General features: G+C 34.3%; 11 protein-coding genes and 1 pseudogene. 6 read left to right on the top strand and 6 right to left on the bottom strand.

Translation table 11 applies throughout. From position 1 onward, the window contains the following. Positions 1–139: 139 nt before the first annotated feature. Positions 140–287 (top strand): annotated as a pseudogene (locus tag QNI22_RS40535) (integrase core domain-containing protein); the annotation flags it as partial. Between the two features lie 145 nt (positions 288–432). On the opposite strand, the gene QNI22_RS38555 reads toward QNI22_RS40535, so the two are convergent. Beyond that, on the bottom strand, positions 433–657 hold the full coding sequence (locus QNI22_RS38555) for a hypothetical protein (RefSeq protein WP_314519749.1): 225 nt from the start codon (positions 655–657) through the stop codon (positions 433–435). A gap of 270 nt (positions 658–927) precedes the next feature. Here QNI22_RS38555 and QNI22_RS38550 point away from each other — a divergent pair, with 270 nt between their 5' ends. From QNI22_RS38550 to QNI22_RS38540, 3 genes are all read left to right on the top strand, one after another. Beyond that, a complete protein-coding gene (locus QNI22_RS38550) occupies positions 928–1,815 on the top strand; it encodes a sensor histidine kinase (protein ID WP_314519747.1) in 888 nt (295 codons plus the stop codon). A 250-nt stretch (positions 1,816–2,065) separates the two neighbouring features. Continuing rightward, positions 2,066–2,875 (top strand): helix-turn-helix domain-containing protein, encoded by an 810-nt coding sequence (locus tag QNI22_RS38545; protein WP_314519745.1) that lies wholly within the window; start codon positions 2,066–2,068, stop codon positions 2,873–2,875. Positions 2,876–2,942: 67 nt separating this feature from the next. After that, the gene (locus tag QNI22_RS38540; RefSeq protein WP_314519744.1) at positions 2,943–3,506 is read left to right on the top strand and encodes an NADPH-dependent FMN reductase; all 564 of its coding nucleotides are present in this window, start codon (positions 2,943–2,945) and stop codon (positions 3,504–3,506) included. A 114-nt stretch (positions 3,507–3,620) separates the two neighbouring features. Here QNI22_RS38540 and QNI22_RS38535 read toward each other — a convergent pair whose 3' ends face one another. The 5 genes from QNI22_RS38535 to QNI22_RS38515 all read right to left on the bottom strand — a co-directional run bounded on the left by QNI22_RS38535 (position 3,621) and on the right by QNI22_RS38515 (position 12,677). Then, positions 3,621–4,040 (bottom strand): response regulator, encoded by a 420-nt coding sequence (locus QNI22_RS38535; protein WP_314519742.1) that lies wholly within the window; start codon positions 4,038–4,040, stop codon positions 3,621–3,623. A 2,066-nt stretch (positions 4,041–6,106) separates the two neighbouring features. After that, complete coding sequence (locus QNI22_RS38530) at positions 6,107–7,426, bottom strand: hypothetical protein (protein WP_314519739.1); 1,320 nt, start codon at positions 7,424–7,426, stop codon at positions 6,107–6,109. A gap of 1,705 nt (positions 7,427–9,131) precedes the next feature. Next, entirely contained in the window at positions 9,132–10,415 is a 1,284-nt protein-coding gene (locus QNI22_RS38525) for a hypothetical protein (protein WP_314519736.1), read from the bottom strand. 1,554 nt (positions 10,416–11,969) lie between these two features. Continuing rightward, positions 11,970–12,272, bottom strand: a complete 303-nt coding sequence (locus QNI22_RS38520) for a response regulator (RefSeq protein ID WP_314519734.1) — start codon at positions 12,270–12,272, stop codon at positions 11,970–11,972. 42 nt (positions 12,273–12,314) lie between these two features. Beyond that, the gene (locus tag QNI22_RS38515) at positions 12,315–12,677 is read right to left on the bottom strand and encodes a response regulator (RefSeq protein ID WP_314519733.1); all 363 of its coding nucleotides are present in this window, start codon (positions 12,675–12,677) and stop codon (positions 12,315–12,317) included. Between the two features lie 2,345 nt (positions 12,678–15,022). Between QNI22_RS38515 and QNI22_RS38510 the strand changes: the two genes are divergently transcribed. Both QNI22_RS38510 and QNI22_RS38505 read left to right on the top strand, forming a co-directional pair. After that, the gene (locus QNI22_RS38510) at positions 15,023–15,343 is read left to right on the top strand and encodes a hypothetical protein (RefSeq protein ID WP_314519731.1); all 321 of its coding nucleotides are present in this window, start codon (positions 15,023–15,025) and stop codon (positions 15,341–15,343) included. A gap of 1,086 nt (positions 15,344–16,429) precedes the next feature. Then, complete coding sequence (locus tag QNI22_RS38505) at positions 16,430–18,145, top strand: PAS domain S-box protein (RefSeq protein ID WP_314519729.1); 1,716 nt, start codon at positions 16,430–16,432, stop codon at positions 18,143–18,145. Positions 18,146–19,298 lie beyond the last annotated feature (1,153 nt).

The raw sequence follows: 19,298 nt of genomic DNA, 5'->3' as shown, positions 1-19,298 counted from the left end.
TCTTCTAATTGGCATTTAGGAAAACACTTCATAAAATAGAGATAAATATTTATCTCTATTTACTAAATTCTCTTCTCTTAGCCTGACGGCTATGTCAGAGATGATCCATTGAGTCGTTTATCAGAGCCGAGATGGTAGAAGTTTTCGTGACGAATGTCTAAATACAAATTGGTTTTTATCTTTGTCCGATGCAGCCGAGAAAATTGTTTCAGAGCTGAGATGCTTGGCGGCTGGAATACGGAGCATGCGACCTCATCAAATTTCGTCCTCATAGTTCACTATCTGAGCTGAGACGCTGGACTCACACCCTGTCAGATGGAAATGGCTCTGACATGACAGGCTCTGATATGATTCAATCCAAGTGTTCAATACCGCTGATTTTTCAATAGTTCTGAGAAGAAGCAACTCCGCTATGAAAGACTCCGCTATGATTTACCCGGTCTTAAATTTGAGTGGGGCCAGGTGATAAATGGGAAGCCTTGATCGGTCGTTCAGACTACCATCCGGTATGGTCCAGCCTGCAACAAAGTGTGGGGCGTGTGCACTAATACATGAATAAGTTTGGCTATCAGGAATAGGGTCAGATGGAGTGTTATCGGATTGGTGTCTTACCTTTAAAAAGGCAATAGATTTTAACCGATTCTGGAAAGAAGGCATCCTCACTTTGAAATAATCTTCAAGCTACTCAGTAGGATTTCACTCAAATGCAGGTTTTAGTCAAAGTTTTTTGTGTAAATTCTGTTGTTTTTTATTATTTGAAAACAATAATAAAGATACTTTATGGAATAAAATAAAATTGTAAATTTATAAAAAAAGATGGATTATGACCGTTGTCTCTCTTTTTGTCCTGTTAATTAACTGGTTGTCTGTTAGTTTTCTTCTAGGTTTACAATCTGTATATTCTTACTTATCTTAGAAGGTATAATTGTGAGTCAAAATTCTTTTGTTGTAGTTGTTACTTTATTAGCAGGATTGTTTGTCGTACTTTACAAAAAGCGGGCAGGGTATAGGAAAAACCTCAACTTCCTGATAGAAAAAAATCAGCAATTGCTTCAGGAGAAAGACCTACTTCAGGCTGAAAATACCAGATTGGAGAAACAACATACAATCAATAGCAGACTTTTTTCCATAATCAGTCATGATGTTCGAGGCCCTCTACATGTGATTAAAGGATTAGTTTCGTTGCTGGGCCAGTCAGAGATGACTTCGGATGATTTAAAAAAGTATTGTCGTGTTTTAACGACTAATCTGGAGGCAAGCATTCATTTGGTGGAGAATATTTTGCAGTGGAGTCGCAGTCAGCTAAACGGAATACACTCACAACCTTTCCACTTTGACCTTGCCTTAGTAATAGAAGAAGTTATTGAGCAATTGCACACTCAGGCTAGCAACAAACAGATTTTAGTAAAGTTTATCCAGGTAGATCTTAGAACAAAGCAATCTCTGGCTGCCAGCAGTCTGGTGCGTGTGTATGCTGACCCTGTCATGATAGAGATTGCTATTCGCAATTTGCTTACCAATGCAATTAAATTTTCTAAATCGGGGGATGTAGTAATAGTAGGTACTCAAAGTAAAGCTGATTTTATAGAATTGTTCGTACAGGATAAAGGACCGGGAATAGCAAAAGAAGCTCAGGTTCGATTGTTCCAGATGGATTCACCGTTTTCCACTACAGGTACTGCAAATGAAAAAGGGAGTGGATTGGGATTGGCATTTTGCAAGGAGATGATAGAGAAAAATGGAGGTACAATACGATGTGAGAGCGTATATGGGAATGGCGCAACATTTTTCTTTACCGTTCCAAAAAGTAAATAACCTGCTACTATTAACTAACCAATTACAAAATATATAATTGGAAGTGTATTGCTTTAGAGCCTTATATGATCAGGTTGAAGATATAAAAAGCTACAGGTACGTCTATTTGTGTCTATCAAAAGGAGCAAGCTTTAATCTGAATTAAGCATAAAAAGCTTAGTCTGCTCAGCCTGTTGTGATTACTTTAATGATTACAACCAGAAAAAAATGGTATAGTAAGAATTTACTATGTGTTCCAACAATAAGCTAAATGATTTATACCAAAATCCAGGCACCGGATTATTTGAAGCCTTATGTCCGTTTCTTCCTCATAATAGAAAGTCAGGAGCAGATTAGCCAGCCTGTTAGGTTTAACGTATTTACAGATGGGTATCCAGGGCTCATTTTTCAACAGGAAGGCATATTTTCTGATAATCGGATGAAACCTCTTCCCAGATTGCTTTTACACGGACCTATTACCAAATATTCTGAAAAAACTGTAAAAGAAAAGTATAACAATTTACTTGTCTGTTTGAAGCCGAATGCTCTCAAAACAGTTTTTGGAATAGATGCTGCTTTGCTTACAGATACCTATTGTGATTTAAACAACATGCTAAAAAGTTCGCTCACACTTTCACTGTTTGAGGCAAGGTCTGTCAACGAAAAGATCACTATTGTTTCCCATTTCCTATGGATGCTGGCAACCCAAAACAAACACTGTCAAAATCGGACTGTGGAGTATGTTATGGAAGCGTTAATGAATAAGAACGGTATATATTCAAACGGTATATATTCCATCAAAGAGTGCTGTTCTTATGTAGGTATCAGTGAGCGGTCTCTGGAACGACTGATGATGGAAAACATCGGAGTTTCACCTAAACTTTTTATGCGTATTCAGCGATTTCAATCAGCACTCAGCCTAATCAATACAAATCCGTTTAGATCGTTTACAGATATTTGTTATCAACTAAATTACGCAGATCAATCCCATCAGATTCGGGAGTTTAAGGAGTTTGCAGGCATGACCCCTAAACAGTTTAAACTCAGAGATCCGCAACTGATACTAAATTTTGCTGATTAAAGCTATCGTGTCGGCTTTATTCTATTTTCTGCAGAAATACTTTTTCTATTTGCTTAAAAAACAAATTATGGAAAAAGAACAATACAAAGTTGGTATTATTGTTGGCAGCTTGAGAAAAGACTCCTTATCTCTAAAAATGGCAAATTGCATCAGAAATTCTTCTAGCTCAAACCTTAATCTTAGACTTATTGCCATTGATCAATTGCCTTTATACAATGAGGATCTAGAAACGGATATGCCACCGGAGAGCTGGCAATTATTTCGGGCCCAAGTCAGGCAGGTGGATGCAATACTTTTTGTAACACCTGAATACAACCGTTCTGTCCCTGCTGTATTAAAAAATGCTATTGATGTAGGTTCTGCCCCACATGGACAAAATGTCTTTGAAAATAAGCCCGCAGGCATTATTAGTCTTTCGCCTGGAAAAATGGGTGCATTTGGAGCCAATCATCATTTGCGGCAGTCATTGGTATTTCTCAATATGCCAGTGATGCAGCAACCAGAGGCATATATTGCAAATAGCCAGGAACTTTTTGATGCAAACGGCATGATAAAAGTAGAAAAGACCTCTACTTTTATAGTAAAATTTATGCTTTCTTTTGAAAGCTGGATTAAACGGTGTGGTTTGTAAGCACTAAAGTTGTTTAACATATCAAAAGGAATTCTCTTTGGAGTGATATTTTAAGGTTCGCATCTTTTCACTCTTTTGGGAAATCCTTTCCTTTTGCTAAACAACTTCTATATATTAATCCAAAACTTCTGTGTCAATATTCGAAAATAAAGTAGATAGAAGTTCCATGGTCATCGGTTTTTGCAAGAATTGTCGAACTCTTGGAAAAGTACTTACTTTCTCTTTATCTAAATAGTGAATCGAACTGCTCAGTATATATAATGTGCAATGTCCTGGCAATAAGCAAGGGTTTTTGTCTAAAATAGCAAGAAAATCAAAGCCATTCTTGTCTGGCATATCCAGATCCAAAAACATAATCTGAGGTTGCTCAGCCAAAGAGCAGGTTGAAAGAAATCTAATGGCTGCATCAACAGAATTGTGTACAATCACATTCTTTACTAATCCTGAACCGCATAGTAATTTTTGTGCAATCAGCCCATCTATTAAATTATCATCAACTACCAAAGCTGTTTGAAGTGTATCGAAATTCTTCATATCATTGATTTTATAGGTTTTACTTTTTAAACGGTAAACAATTGGAAACAGCTAACTAATTATAGTTATCTATACTAAAGTTTTAATCAGTTAACAGGATTAATACTATGTTATTGATATTCATCAATCTTTAACTATCGAATCATTCTTCATCTGATATTATATCTGAAAGGCGTTGTTTCCTTGATTATCACATGTATGTTTCATAATAAGTAAGAAAGGATCAAACACTGTCTTTTAACCTGCTATCTGTAAATAACGTGGTATGTAAATGATACCCTATGTAAATGATACCGATAAAGAAACAGGAAAATTCTCTTCGGTTCACTCTCTTGATGTATTTATTCACTCTACTCTCAGAGAACTCTCTGAGTTAGGGGTGGTTAGTTTGTAATTTGACTTCATCAGGCATCTATAAGAGCTTTCCTGAGAAAGCTCTTATAGTGGTTATCTTGTATTATTTTTTGACATAGAACAACGCAGAAATCTTTTCTCAAACCAAACAGGATCTAAGTAATTTACAAGTAGAGAGTAGGATGAAAATCTATTCAGATGGTCATACTATTACACTAGTTTTCTTTGGTAGTACATCCAGATTTTTCAGGCTTTGGTTACTATTTCATTTTTTATCAAGGCTGTGCGATTAGGAGGGCAATAAATAACCTTTTTTATTGCTATAACTAAATCGTTACAAGAATCAATCTGGTTTAATTCCTGTTTTTGGGTTAGTATTGGAATTAAATTTAAGCAAAGGTACAAGCTCCATACAAGAAATAACTGGTAGAGAGTTGGACAAAAACAGGGACTTATGAAGTTTTTATTGCTTTTCTATTAATTTATTCGCTAATGCTTGAAACTTAGTTGATTGTATAAGCTCAATTGTCACCAAAAATTGAGACTAATACTATTGGATTGTGCCTTCAACAATACAAAAAAAATCTGAATTGGATCGAAACCCTATTATCCCTCTTCTCTTTAAAAGGGATAATGTCCTTGCATTTGTCTATCAGTCTTTACTTAACGATGGAAGGAATTTTCTTCGTTTTAGACTTTGAAATTGTTGTTACCAAAAACTAAACAAAGTTAAGTAGCGTACTTATGTAAGCTTACGCCACAAAGGTGAATCTACTCATAAGAACCCGTAAGAAACCATGTTTTTTTGATATGGTTACCATACCGTCTGTTTTCTTTACTTAGCCCATTTGTTTTTTGAAGCTTTAAAAGTAAGTAAAACTATAAGTTTCAAATTTATCAGTAGATGAATTATTAGTAAATGATTCATCATTTTGAAATGAGAGCCAACCAGAACCAAAGGATTCCTATATAAATGGTTTTTTAGAAATAGAGCAAATTGAAACAGAAGTAACTAATTTAACAACAGTTTTGTCACTTATCAATCAGGCCGATCCAATCGAAGGCCAGGTTAATCGCAGCCGAGTCTTTCACCGCCAAGTCGCTAGGAGAATTAAAGGAAGTACCACATTGATTTGATCCATAGTTTCAGACCCTCTCATTTTATTAATTTCTATTATGTTATAGACAATAGTGGAGACATCTGTTAACAGGAAAGCACTATATGCAGCATAAGCATAACTTTGTGTTAGCATGCCCTGCTATAATTGCACAACTACTTATGTATTTAGATTGGTTGTGTTGGGAAAATTGCTGTGTAGCAACTTTCCCTGTAAGTATTGGGCCTTAAAGTATAGCTGTTTGGAAAGGATACTGCATCTTGTAGTATCTTTTCTTTGTGAATGATCTTTTTAAAAAGATCATGATCTCAATTTGTAAAAAGTATCTTACTCATAAGCGCCAACTATTTCCGAATTCTGATAATTAATATTTGACTAAGTTAACCTCAATTGCGGATTGAAAAATATGGATTTATTTAAGTGAACAGAAAATAAGTAGAAAGTAATTTCAATGAAATTTACAAATCCCTAAGAATAATACTTCGTATTCCTACATATACTGGTTGTTATTAGAATATATAGGAATACTACCTACTTCTAATACTGATATTTCTGTTTTGACAGTAATAGTTTAGTAGGTAGATTGTAGCATAGCTAACAGGTAGCTTTCATAGATAAGTTTTGTATAAAAACTTCTATGTTGTCTGTTTCTGTTAAATGAAATCTTTTCTTTAATCGATGACGGGCCTTTCTAACACTTTCAGGAGCGATCCCAAGTGTATTGGCACACTCTTTCAGGGAAAGATTTAGCTTGATCAATGCCGCCAGCCGTTGTTCAGCATCCGTAATATGGGGATAGCAATAGCGCAGGGTCGCAAAGAAATGGGGATACACTGATTCGAATGTTGTCTTGTACTTTTGCCATGCCTCTTCTGTTAAAATAGTGGATCGAAGAATGATATCGAAATTCTCAATAAAATCAGTCTCTACCTGTTCTCTGTCTTTAAGCTCATTAAGTTTCCCTTGAATAGCCTCAATAATCTCATTCTTTTCTCTAATAGATTCTACATAAGATTCCAGTTGTTGTTTTTTGGCTTGCACAAGCGCATTGTTTTGCCAGACCAATTCTTCTTGTTGCCACACTAATTCCTCTCTTTGTCTGGCTAATTGCGTATTCTTTTCAAGAATCTGCTGATATTGCTCTTTCAGTTCTTGTTGTTTGTTCATAATCTGAGCTGTTCGTTCCTTGACAGTTCCCTCAAGCTTTTCATTCTGCTCGGCCAGCAAATGTATATTCTCTCTTTGAGCATCTCTGAGTTTTTTTGCTGTACTTACCTGCTTATATGTATAAAAAACTGTAAAAAGCAATGTAGGTATACAAAATATAACCAGAAGACCTTGAATTAGATGATTTGAGTTTTGTGCATCGTTATAGCGTTGTTGTGCCTGCTCATTGATTGTATCTTCAAACCGGCAAATCCTTTTGTTAAACTGGTCATACTGTAACCATAAATGATATCCCTTATCTTCATTGGCTAGGCGATTAAATTCTGTAAGCTGCTTGCGATCAAATAAGTCTTTCATCCTTGTACATTGATCCAAATACACATTGATGGAATCTTTCAGCTTATTAAACTCTTCCAGAGGATAATTTTGAAGGGATAGAGGCACTTCGATTGTTTGATAAATAGAATCCCTATCTTCATAGGCGAATTGCAGTGGCGGTAAGTAACGAGAATCTTTGAAAGCTACATATCCTCTCAGAGCCAGATCTGCATTATGGATCAGATATAAAGATTGAAAAACAGCTTTCTTCACTTGTTCAGTTTGTTTCTCAAGTTGTCTGTTTTCATTCATTATATCTCTATTAATACTAGAGATGACAATGTTAGCAGATAAGAGAACAATAATAATAGCTGCGCTAGCCCCAAGCAAGTGTCTGTTAATGAGATTTTTAACAATAATTGAATTCACTTATTACCAAATTAGATTAGAATCGATTATAACTTATTATTAAGTGTAAGTAAGTAAAACCAAGTCTGGAAACGCCTTACAATCCTTATACAATGGCTAATAGTTTAACCTTTTGCAAGGTCTGATATGATTTCCTTTTTAACTAAAAAGGAAAATTAATTGGGGCCTAAACAAACAGATATAGTCTTACATCAATTTGGTGATTTAGAACAAGTCCCATGTAATAACTAACAAAGCCCATAGGTTACTGTTAGGTGTATGTAATTGACAATAAAATGTAGAACAAAAGTTATTGTTTGAAAGAGTAAAATAACACCGGGCACGTTTTGATCCAACATATCTTAATCCAACATATCTTATGCAAATACTCTATCCTGACAGTTTGTATTTTGTTCTACACACACATGCTCATTTAATTTGAAATTTCACTTTGTTCTTCAGAAACCGTTTCTTACATGCAACCAATCCAGATAATCATAATCAGAGTTACTCCAATCATTTATTACCCTATTTATATCTATATGTTAATACGTTAGATCCTGCATTTGAAACAGAGTAATATTACTCAACTATCTATATATATCACTCAATCGTTTTAGGTAAATGCAAAGCTATCAGTCGTGACTGATGAGATAGTCAGAAAAATTCCTAATCTGTGTCTAACAGAGATTGCCTCACGATTATACTAAATGTTCTAACTGTATATAAATCGAGCTAAATTCATTAGTATGAGTGTATTAAATTGAGTAGAACAAGTTTGAAAATAGCCTTAAAATGCGAATCTAAGTGGCTCAGTATATAAACTTTATACTATATCAAAATAATACATTGAACTAGTTGTTGGGCTGGTTTCACTTGGGCTGGTTTCACTTTTGGAAAGCGGGGTATTGAACGGGTTTTACTTAATAGTTTGTTTTTCCTCATATAAAGCCTCATATAAGGATAGAAAATGTATCATTGGGAAGCTTATAAAGAACTATATATAGATGTATATAGAGAAGAACTGAATAGTCTATTTCAGTATTAGGTAAATTTTGTCTATAATCTCTAACTTAACTATCGGAAAGCAGATGGTAGCCTATATACTATTACCTGCAACGCCACGTCACGTCAGAAAAGTTGCCTAATACATAAGTGAAAGGTTACTATTTTCTCTGATCAGGCGAATTTTAGCTTTAAACTCTTATTGGGCTATTCACCTTGCTTTGAACTAGGCTAAATAAGACCTTTCATATTTTGTAAAAAAAGGATACTACAAGATGCAGTATCCTTTTTATAACCAGCTATGATGAGTCTATTACTTACAAACTCACTACTCAAAAAAGTTGATGTAATATACAGCAACTTTTCTACCCCAATAATTTACATTACAGTTATATACACCCTAAGTGTATGGACTATCTGGCAAAGCTATATTATTACTGGTTAAAGTCACTGTTACGTATACAGATGTCTTACCTTTTGTCTATAAGAAGTAGGAGGAAAGCCTAAGATGGAACATTTTGTCTATAAGCTTCGTGGTGGATTTTAGATGTTTATGGGTAGTCGGTAGTCAATTTAATTTAGAAAGATATAAAAACAGAATAAGATATTCCTTACATAATCTTATTGCTATTGAGTAAGTTGATCAGCTATATATATTCAGCTATATATACACCAACTTATCTTAAAGTAGATGTTAGATTTAAACAAGGCAAAAAAAGATTTAGAAGGATGTTTGAATAAAATCCTCAAGTGATACAGAAGTTTCAACTTGCAATTTTTTACGAAGTCGGTAACGTGCTTTTCTAACACTAATTATGCTAATGCCTAGTGTGTCAGCACATTCTTTTGAAGATAGGTTCAGTTTAATTAGAGCCGCCAATCGCTGTTCTGCTGAGGTTACATCTGGATATTGCTGACGAAGCTTAGCAAAAAAATTAGGATAAATTGCATCAAAGTTAATTTTAAACTGTTGCCAGGATTCTTCTGTATGAATGCGGGCATGCAATAAATTATTGAAGTTTGTGTCGGTAAGCATATCCCATACCTGTGTTTTTCTTACCTTCTCCAACTCTTGTTTAATTGTTTCAATTGTAATTGTTTTCTCCTGAATAATTCGCGCATAAGCTTGTAACTTTTCTTTTTTGGATTGCTTCAATGCTTCAAACTGCAGAGCAAGTTCCTCCCCTTGTATAGCTAATTGCTCTTTTTGCCGAAAGATACGTTCATGCTGTTCTTTTAATTGGTGATTTTGTAGTTGAATTTGTTGTGTGCGCTGGATTACCATCTCTTCCAACTTAGTTTTTTGTTCGCAGAGCAATTGCGAGTTTTGTGCTTCAATCTGCTGCAGTTTATGACTTGTTATCAGTTGTTTATGTGCAAAAACAGCAGTAAGTACCAGAATAGGGACACAAAGCATTAGCAACGCAGCTTCAATCCAGTAATTGATCTGCATGGCTGTATCAAATTCGCTGCGTGCGTCTGATTTTACCTGGTCCTGAAACTGATCAATATGATTTTTAAAACGCTTATACTGTAGCCATAAATGATACCCTTTTGCTTGAGCAGACCATTTTTTTACCTCTATATATTTTTTTTCTTCAATCAAAGACTTCATCTGCTGACATTCGTTCAGATAAACATTGATCGAATCCTTTAAAAGAACAAATTCAGTCAAAGGATAATATTGATCGAGAAGTGGTTGTTCAATAGTATGGTAAATCGAGTCTTTATCTTCAATGGCGAATCGAAGCGGTGGAAGATAGGTTGTATCTTCAAAAGCAGCATATCCGCGTAATGCCAAGTCAGCATTATGGATCAAATAGATGGCATGAGAAACGGCTAATTTGACATTTTCTGCCTGATTTTGGCGTAAAATATTTTCTTTCATCACCTGATGGTTGAAATAAGTAATGAAAATATCCGAGGCCAGAAGTAAGGTAATGATTGTAATGCTTGCAGAAAGGATATGTTTTGAAAGGAAGCTTTCTCTAACGTGTTTTAACATTTTACTTATAACAAGGATTACTTAATATAAAATTTTCTAAAATCTATCCGAATACGAAATATAATACAAAGCTTACCCTCTGGTATTGGCAAAAGCATACAGTCGGACACACGAAACTGCGTATAATCTATTCAGAAATAGAATTACATTGATCTTTTATAGTATGTTTAATGACTAGCTTTGCTAAAATTCAAAACGATCGGTTTAGTCAGGAATTTAGCGCACAACATCCTTTAGAGGTTGTTCCTCTATTGAACCCTTTATATTGGATATGGGATATTTTTTGTAGAGATCTCGCCTAATCAACTGGTTCTCTTATTTATCTGACTAACACTTCGTATTTTATTTCAATACAGATTAATAGAGAAAGAAAATAAATTGATTATAACAATCAACAAAGTAAGATCTGTCATTCAGGACTAGTGATCTTATTATTGTCAGTTGTATTTGGAGTTATTTAACATACTACTAAACCTTTGTAAGGCTAGTTTTGTTTAAGATTTTCGATAGAAATAATAAATACTTAACATTGAAGCATACAATACCGAAAGTAGAAGTATACAATAGTGTGCCCTGCAGGTAATTAATAATGTATTGCTGACTGGATTGTCGAATTCTATTCACAACTTGATTTCAATTCGCAACATTTAAACCAGACCACCGTTTGACTATACTAATGGCATTTTCGTTTCTTCTCACATATTGTGAATAAATCTTTCTTTTACATAAAAGACTGATCATAGTCTGTTATTTAAACAAACCTTTCTGTTTTCAAACCGCCAAAAGGTTTTCTAAAAACAAAGACACAGGGGCTAGTATTTATATAAAAAGATCTACTCTTTGCCGTAGATTTACTTTAGTAAATACAGCGTATTTGTGGGTACATCTCGTATGACTATACATGAGTTTAATTCTTATTAGGTTTACTTCTATAGTATTTTAGATTATGATACTATTTGATTATTTCTCGTCATTCCATAAAACAAAGGCTTTTCTTATGCAAGTGTCTGTTTGGATAGAGTGATAAAAAACAAATAGGTGTAGTGGTAAAAGCAAAGAAAGCAGTAAACTAAACATCCAGAGATTTAAAGCAAACATGACCAGAAGTAAAACTAGTAAACAAAAGAATGCACCTATGAATAGTACTGCATTCATTACCTTGATGAATGAATGCAGCATCCTTTTACTTAAATAGAAAAATATCACGTTTATCCATAGTATAAAACACATAAGGATTACTTCAATAAACATCTCAGGGCTCAGATAAATTATAAAAACAGTTACAGATGTTTCTGAAATGCTCCATAATCTTAACATAATAGTTCTTACTATTGGCCTTTTGAGTATTGACTTCATGCTATATTGTTTTAGACAGAATGAAATACTTATGAGAACAATTTCTTATTTTAGAATAAAAGCTAAATAGATAAAAACTGCTATCTTTCTTGCTCTACCTTTTTTTGCTTATATGCTTTTAGACTGTTAGGATGAACGTAGTAACTGTCTATACTGAAAGACCCCTATTCGGGTTTATAACCTTTTTCTTTATACTGACTAGTAAGGATTAAACCTGAAAAGGCTTTTGATTAAAACAGTACCTCCTGCTTCGAGGGCAGGCCGATCTTGATTCGACTTGGTTGAGATCATAATTAACAGTATATATCTGTAGATGGCGTGCGCTCTAATGGCTTTAACCAGTTCGATTCCATCCATAGTAAGCATATTCAGATCGGGTATGATTAAATTAAAAAAGCGTCCATCCAGATACGTTTGCGCATTTACTCCGTCTTCAGCACTCATAACCAGACATCCTGCTTTTGTGAGTAGTTTGTTGAGTATGTTACGGGTAATCATCATCTACGGTAAGAATATGCTTCTGTATTTGAGTAATGATTTTTATTAATTTATCATGGCTTTAATTGTGGTAAGTATCTGTTTTGTTTGAAAGGACTTGTCTATTGACCCATTAGCGCCAGCCTCTATGGCTTTCTTTTTCTGCCATTCAGATTCTGAAGTAAATAAGACAATGGGGGTGTATTTATAGGCATCCCGAATCCGGATCTCTCCAATTAAGGTAATTCCATCCATATTGGGCATATTCAGATCGGTTATTATCAGATCAATGCTTTTTCCTTGCAAATGGCCTTGTGCATCTAGACCATCTATCGCTGTTAAGACCTGATATCCTTCTCGTTGGAGTATAAAAGTGAGTATGGTACGACTGATAACTTCGTCGTCAACTAAAAGAATTGTTTTTTTCATGGAGTTGTAATGCAAAAAATTATAGAGAATTATCTTTTGTGACCTTTTTTTATACCGATAGTTATAATTTGATAGTTGACTAAAGATTAGTTTGTTTAGGTATAGACCCTTGTTATTTTAATTGTAGCTATCCTTTTTTTAATCCATCACCTATTCATATAGTTTATTTATAGAGTTGAATGGTTATATGATTTTTGAAAGATTTGTGCATATTTATAAGATTAGTTTTATTGCGCTCTTTGTAGAAAGACTGTTTTTTCTTGCTTAATTACATGTCTTCGGCTGATAAGCTTGTTTCCTGGCATTGCTAACTGGCATTGCTACCTGCACTTTCATTGCCATAGATATTTCGTATACTACTATCCGTATACTACTAGCAGTAGGGCTAAGTCAAAAGATCAACACAGATGGATAAAAAAGTAAGAACTATAATTAGTTTTAGTCTACGTAGTAAATGCATAGAATTGAAAAGGTGTAATTAATGAACGAAATATTTTTAAGTATAAATAATACATAAAATAAATTTATATCACTATTATTTTTATAACAGTGTGAATCAAGATTACCTTACGTATGGATATTGATTTATACTGCTGGGCTCAGATCTGGTAGTTGCATAAGTATATGCTAAATAGATGAGCGTTAGAAAAATCCTATCGAGATTGATTCTTGCATTTGACTGATTTGTTAAAATCATATCAATAGATAAAATTGTTCTCTTTTTAGAAAATACCGATAACTTTAAAATTTTAAGATACCATTTTTTCATTGGAATTAACCTCTCAACTAATAACAAACAACAGTACAATATATCTGTTCATTGTTGTTAGAATCTCTGTTTTGGGTTAATTCGCTAGGCTTAGGTGCGATTTTAAACAAAGTAAATACAATAAAATAGAATACTACTTATCTTGTAAAGTGACAAAAAGAATGACAAAGCAACTTGCTGTATTTATTGAAATATTCTCAGGAAATGTGTTATGCAAATCGTGAAATAATTCAACTTATTTTACAAAAACGTCAGGGATTACAATGTTTACTTACCATTTGTGATCTATTTTTTTTTATAACTTCTTTTAGTACTATCTAAAAGTACTCAGATCCAATATCAGAATCTTGTCTGTATTTATATAGGTATTTATTACTATTATTAAATGTCATCTATTTTGTCTATAGTTTAGCAAGAAGGTGATAGAACTATGCTTCCCTTTTATTTGAACAGATTGTTGTAAAACTTTTCTAAGAATATTTACTGAATTTTTCCCCGTTAGTTGCCGAATTTCCCCATGCTTTGTAAGGTTCTGTATAGAATAGTAAAGTCTGCTTTATTGCAGCACAATGCAGACAGTAGCTCATTTTAACTGCTTCAATAAAATACATTTAATAAAATACATTTCTCCACAGGTGGTTAAACAATCATTATTCCTACCTGATCAGACTTTGCTGTCAGTCGGCTATAACCCAATCATAAAAAGTTTATATCTCAAATTGAGTGCTTGCCTTTAAAGTGGCCCACTGAAACATAAAGAGAAATGATTTTATTTATTTTACATTGCTGGTTTGTATGAACAGATGAATTTTGCCGAATCTCAGATTATCTATATTCTTAAACTATAGAAAATTCTCAGGCTGGAGCAATAAGGCTAGACTGTTGTTTTGGATGCAAGAGAAAATGGGAGATATAATTCGTATCTGGTTCATTTGCTTCCTTTCCATAATTGGAAAATCTTAAATCAACAGCACGATTAACTACAGCACGATTAACTACAGCATGATTAACGATGGATGCATAGAAGATGGAGTATGTCCACTTTGGTAATCTATCCTATTTCTTATAGACAAAAAATGAGACATCTGTATATGCAGCTATTACTCTAAGTGGGGATAGTATAACTTTGTATTCAACTATAACACAGCAATTATAACACAGCGTTTGGTATAAGTTACATTTCTTAATTAGTTGTGTTGGAAAAGTTGCTGTATGTTAGAGCAACTTTTTTGGAAAACGGGTTTATGAATAATTAAGCTCATCTAGCTTCTTAGAAAGAATACTGCATCTTGTGGTATTCTTTTTTAATCCTTCTTTTTCAACTCTTATTATGCCAAATGAATCGTAATAAAATGTATCTGGCAAAATATGGTTTGAGACAATTATCTTAGCCAAAAGAAGGAGAAATGCGCTAGCGAAAAATGTTACATTATCTGTTTCTGTATAAGAAAGTTATACTAGATTTTAGTTGAAAAGTCACAGGTATAAATTCGTTATCTTACTTTTAGCCAGTAAGAGAAAACCCTGTCATCGCCTTTTGAGTAGTATCTGATTTCTTTACAATTATTTGTCAAATATGCCATATCTAGTCTTTCTAAAAGATAGTCAGCAATTCTACTTGTATACAGACTATACCTTTGTAGGAATTCCCCAGGAGAAATTATACTGGCATTTTATTAAACGAAAACCAGATGTAATTACAGTATTAAATGAGATTGGTTATAAGGTAAGTCCCTCAGGCAGCAAAAAAACAATAATAAAGACATCATTCTTATTTTATACAAAATTATATGTCACTCTTTATGATCAACAGAACCAAAAAGAGATTTGTGTAAGCTCTAATTCCTGGCTTTGTGCTTTAAATAAACTGACTACACAATTATCAGCTTTTATTTAACTACTGTTTACCAAAGAAATAGGAAAGCTGCTCCTTAAAGAATACTCCTTAAAAAATACTCTCTGCATGGTTGGCATAGTCCTGCGTGGTTTTCGTATGTAAGAAAAAGTAAAGACAAGTTATGTCTGTGTTGCTTTTATATTCCTCTGAAAAGTATACATCCTGAAAGTTACATCCAGCAGATGGTATACATACAACACAAACAGATTGAATCAACTAACTGCTTAACTATTAACTAAAGTTATTTACTATAGAGCCATTAATGGCTACTAAAACAGTAAGTGAAGAAGTGGACAGTAAATGGACAGTCTTACACTAACATCTTGATTCATGGTTTGCTCAAGAGCTACCTTGTAGACAAATAACACTTGTCTCTGTATTTGTCCTGCATTACTTATCCTGTTTCTAGTGCTATTCACCTAATTTTGTCAGGTTCGGTTTTCGCTTAAACAAAAACTGGTATTATCAACCTGTCTTTGGTATTATCAGTAAGAATGAACCCTGTATAAGCAGAAAGGATCCCGTATAATGTCCCGTATAATGCCCAGATCTGGTTGGTAAGACTCTAGAAAATGAAGCATCTTACCAAGGGTAAAAGGATGCTTTATTACCACTTACATTTAATCTGCGATTTTTACTTCCATACTATCTATCAATGATTAATGGTAGTAAAATCGTTTTCCCTCAAGAAAAGGAGTTGGAATATATAATTCTGAACTATATAGTTCTGCCTGTCATATGGCCTTCTTTAAAGCAGGAGTTATGCACAGAGCCAATGTGCTTACAAATAGAATATACCTTGTTAAAGAGCATAATCCAGGCAGGACACAGTTTTATAAGTTAGATCGGAAGATCTGTCAACTTTCTGATAAAAGCGATTTGATCAGACTTGCCACTATGCAACTTTAATTGATTATTCTAACTATACACCTTTTATCAGAATCTACTATACAATAAATCTACTATACAATAAATCTATTGTACAGATTTACTGCCAGAGAACAGATACAATTTAATACCATAAAAGACAAGCAGGTTACTTTGGTTTGGCGCATTAAATTATTATTAACCCCCAATATGATGAACATGTTTACAATTATTAAATCAAATCAGTTAAAAAGACTTTATTCAGCTTCAGAACAACTTACAGTAGCTCAAAGCCAAATTAGCAATGCGCTTCGATTTATTAAAGCCATACAGGAAGGCAATCTTACACTTGCTTATCCTGGTTTAAAAGATGATAAAACCGATTTTCCTCAGCAAGCCGATTCATTGGCTTGCTCACTGATGCAGATGCGGGAACAAATGAAAGCTATCGCCCTGCAGGAGAACCAGAGGAAATGGGCAAGTGAAGGACTAGCCTATTTTACAGACATTTTGCGTGATCAACAAAATAATGCCTCCTTGTATGATATACTGCTGGCCAGTCTGGTAAAATACATAGGGGCCAATCAAGGTAGTTTGTTTGTTGTGGATATTGAGCAAAATAGGCCAGCTCAGTTTTTAAGACAGGTGGCCTGTTATGCCTATGATCGTAAAAAATACACAGAACAGACAATACAAATCGGAGAAGGGCTTGTTGGGCAATGTTATCTGGAGGCTGAAAGCATACATCTGACTGATATCCCTGCTAATTATATATCGATAACCTCTGGCTTGGGAGATGCAAACCCACGTAGTTTGGTATTGATTCCTTTCAAGCTTAATGAACAGGTTCTGGCTATTGTAGAACTGGCATCATTTAATCTATTTTATTCCTATCAGATCGAATTTATTGAAAAGCTGGGAGAAAGTATTGCCTCCAGTATTTCTTCAAACCGGGTTCATCAGCAAACTCAACAATTGCTGTTGCAATCTCAACAACAAACCGAAGAATTAAAAGCACAGCAGGAAGAGCTCAAGCAAAACCTGGAAGAACTTGCTGCCAGCCAGGAAGAAGTCAGGCGGAGAGAAATAGAATCTCAAAATCTGCTCCTGGCTTTTCAAACTGTTACCAATACATTTGCCAGCATCGAATTTGATATGCAGGGAAATATACTGGAGGCCAATGAAAACTTTCTTCTGGCTATGGGCTACCGCTCAGAAGAAATCAGAGGAAAACATCATCGGATCTTTGTTGACCCGCTGTATGCACAATCGGCAGACTACATCCAATTCTGGCAAAACCTTCAAAACGGTAATGTCTTTATGGGACAGGTAGTTCGCTATTCCAAAGATCAACAATCAATCTGGATGCAGGTCTCTTATGCTCCTGTGAAAGACAGGGATGGAAAGTATACAAAAGTGATTAAACTGGCCAATGACATTACCCGTCAGAAAGAACTTGAAATTTTTTCTCAACAACAAGTAGAAGAGTTGCGTGCTCAGGAAGAAGAGTTGCGGCAAAACATGGAGGAATTAGTTTCAACTCAGGAGGAAATCGAACGACAGAGCAAGCAGCTGCACGCATTATCTGCAGCAGTTAACTCAACGCTTGCTACCATTGAATTCGATAGGAATGGCTATGTTATTTCTGCCAATGATAACTTTTTACATTTAATGGGGTATACCCTCTCACAGATTCAAGGTAAACATCACCGGATTTTGGTCAATCCCGATTACAGGCAAACAAAAGAGTATACTCAGTTTTGGGAAGAGCTCAGACAGGGAGTAGCTCAGGTAGGGGAGGTAGAACGTATCACATATGCCGGGGAATGTATGTTGTTAAATGCCAGTTATACACCTGTATTCGATCTGGAGAATACAGTAGTACGGATTATTAAATTTGCCCAGAAAGTCACTGCATTTTCTAGTCAGTCCTGAATAATTACTCAGAAATAATTACTCGGATTTAAAGTTGGTATTAGTTACGTAGTTAAAATGAGAGAGTAAAAAAGGTATAGTTTATGACTATACCTTTTTTATGGTATAGCCAAAGGATTTACTTTTTACTACCTTTTAATGGGAAATATCTCTATAATCACAAGCTTTTCTAAACCTTGGAATACATTCAAATGCTATCAGGGTCTTATCATCTTTCAGGTTTTCTTGTGCCAGACAGATGATAAGCAACGCTTTTATAGCTCGTAAATTAATCCTGCAGGATTGGATCTCGAAGATAACCTTTTACGTTATTTCCGGCCTAGTTAATATACCCCTAGTTAATATACCCCTAGTTAATATACCCCTGATTCATACTAACTAGCAGATATTCCCGATAAAATCCTACTGATTCTTTTGCCGGTATCACACTGCAGGAGTAAGAATATCAGAGTATCTCAACCTGGAAATCCATGACATAACGTCTACGGTTCTTTGTTGACATTTTATTTATTCAGTTACCGGAGTTTTTGCATCAAAAAAATCAAAACTGAAGAAGATCAATCTGGTAATAGCTCTAATCTGCTTGATAGAATTGTACTAAAAACTATACCTTATCCAATAGCTCTGCTCTACGCAAGCACTAAATGATCAGTTGCCAACGAAGCTAGTGTCTTAACTTTTTTACTTACAACTCATAGTGCAATGATAAGGAATAGTGTATTGATAAAGTATTGTAGTTGAGAAGCCTACTGATGATTTGTTTCTTATACTCAGGTTTGCTTGAAAAATCGAATAGGATTAATTACAATCTGCTATTATCTCCTTATAGGAAGCGAATTTATACATCCAAAGCTATCGCTCTTTTTATAGATCCTTGCTGGTTTATTTGCCATTATTTGTTGTTGGAAAAACAAGTTGATACCTCATTTGGGTAAGATCTATAGACTCACTTGTAAATAACTGAAAACGACTAAATAAAAGAAGACTAAAACAGGGACATACTGTGTTGCTATCATAAAAAGCCTTTATGTAAGTATTCTTTATGTTTGGACTTTTAAACTAAAGCAAGGATTGTGTTTTATTATATGAATATGTGTTTATAGATGTTATTTATAGTTATTTTTTTAAATGTATATATTTCTCTGTGATATAT

The organism is Xanthocytophaga agilis (genome assembly GCF_030068605.1).
GTDB classification, from domain to species: domain Bacteria; phylum Bacteroidota; class Bacteroidia; order Cytophagales; family 172606-1; genus Xanthocytophaga; species Xanthocytophaga agilis.
This window is presented reverse-complemented; position numbering and strand designations above follow the sequence as displayed.

What these genes read in the sequence shown, in the direction of transcription:
- QNI22_RS38555 (WP_314519749.1), bottom strand. Translation starts at nt 657, where the DNA reads ATGCCTTCTTTCCAGAATCGGTTAAAATCTATTGCCTTTTTAAAGGTA.
- QNI22_RS38540 (WP_314519744.1), top strand. Translation starts at nt 2,943, where the DNA reads ATGGAAAAAGAACAATACAAAGTTGGTATTATTGTTGGCAGCTTGAGA.
- QNI22_RS38520 (WP_314519734.1), bottom strand. Translation starts at nt 12,272, where the DNA reads ATGATGATTACCCGTAACATACTCAACAAACTACTCACAAAAGCAGGA.
- QNI22_RS38505 (WP_314519729.1), top strand. Translation starts at nt 16,430, where the DNA reads ATGTTTACAATTATTAAATCAAATCAGTTAAAAAGACTTTATTCAGCT.
- QNI22_RS38510 (WP_314519731.1), top strand. Translation starts at nt 15,023, where the DNA reads ATGCCATATCTAGTCTTTCTAAAAGATAGTCAGCAATTCTACTTGTAT.
- QNI22_RS38535 (WP_314519742.1), bottom strand. Translation starts at nt 4,040, where the DNA reads ATGAAGAATTTCGATACACTTCAAACAGCTTTGGTAGTTGATGATAAT.
- QNI22_RS38545 (WP_314519745.1), top strand. Translation starts at nt 2,066, where the DNA reads ATGATTTATACCAAAATCCAGGCACCGGATTATTTGAAGCCTTATGTC.
- QNI22_RS38515 (WP_314519733.1), bottom strand. Translation starts at nt 12,677, where the DNA reads ATGAAAAAAACAATTCTTTTAGTTGACGACGAAGTTATCAGTCGTACC.
- QNI22_RS38525 (WP_314519736.1), bottom strand. Translation starts at nt 10,415, where the DNA reads ATGTTAAAACACGTTAGAGAAAGCTTCCTTTCAAAACATATCCTTTCT.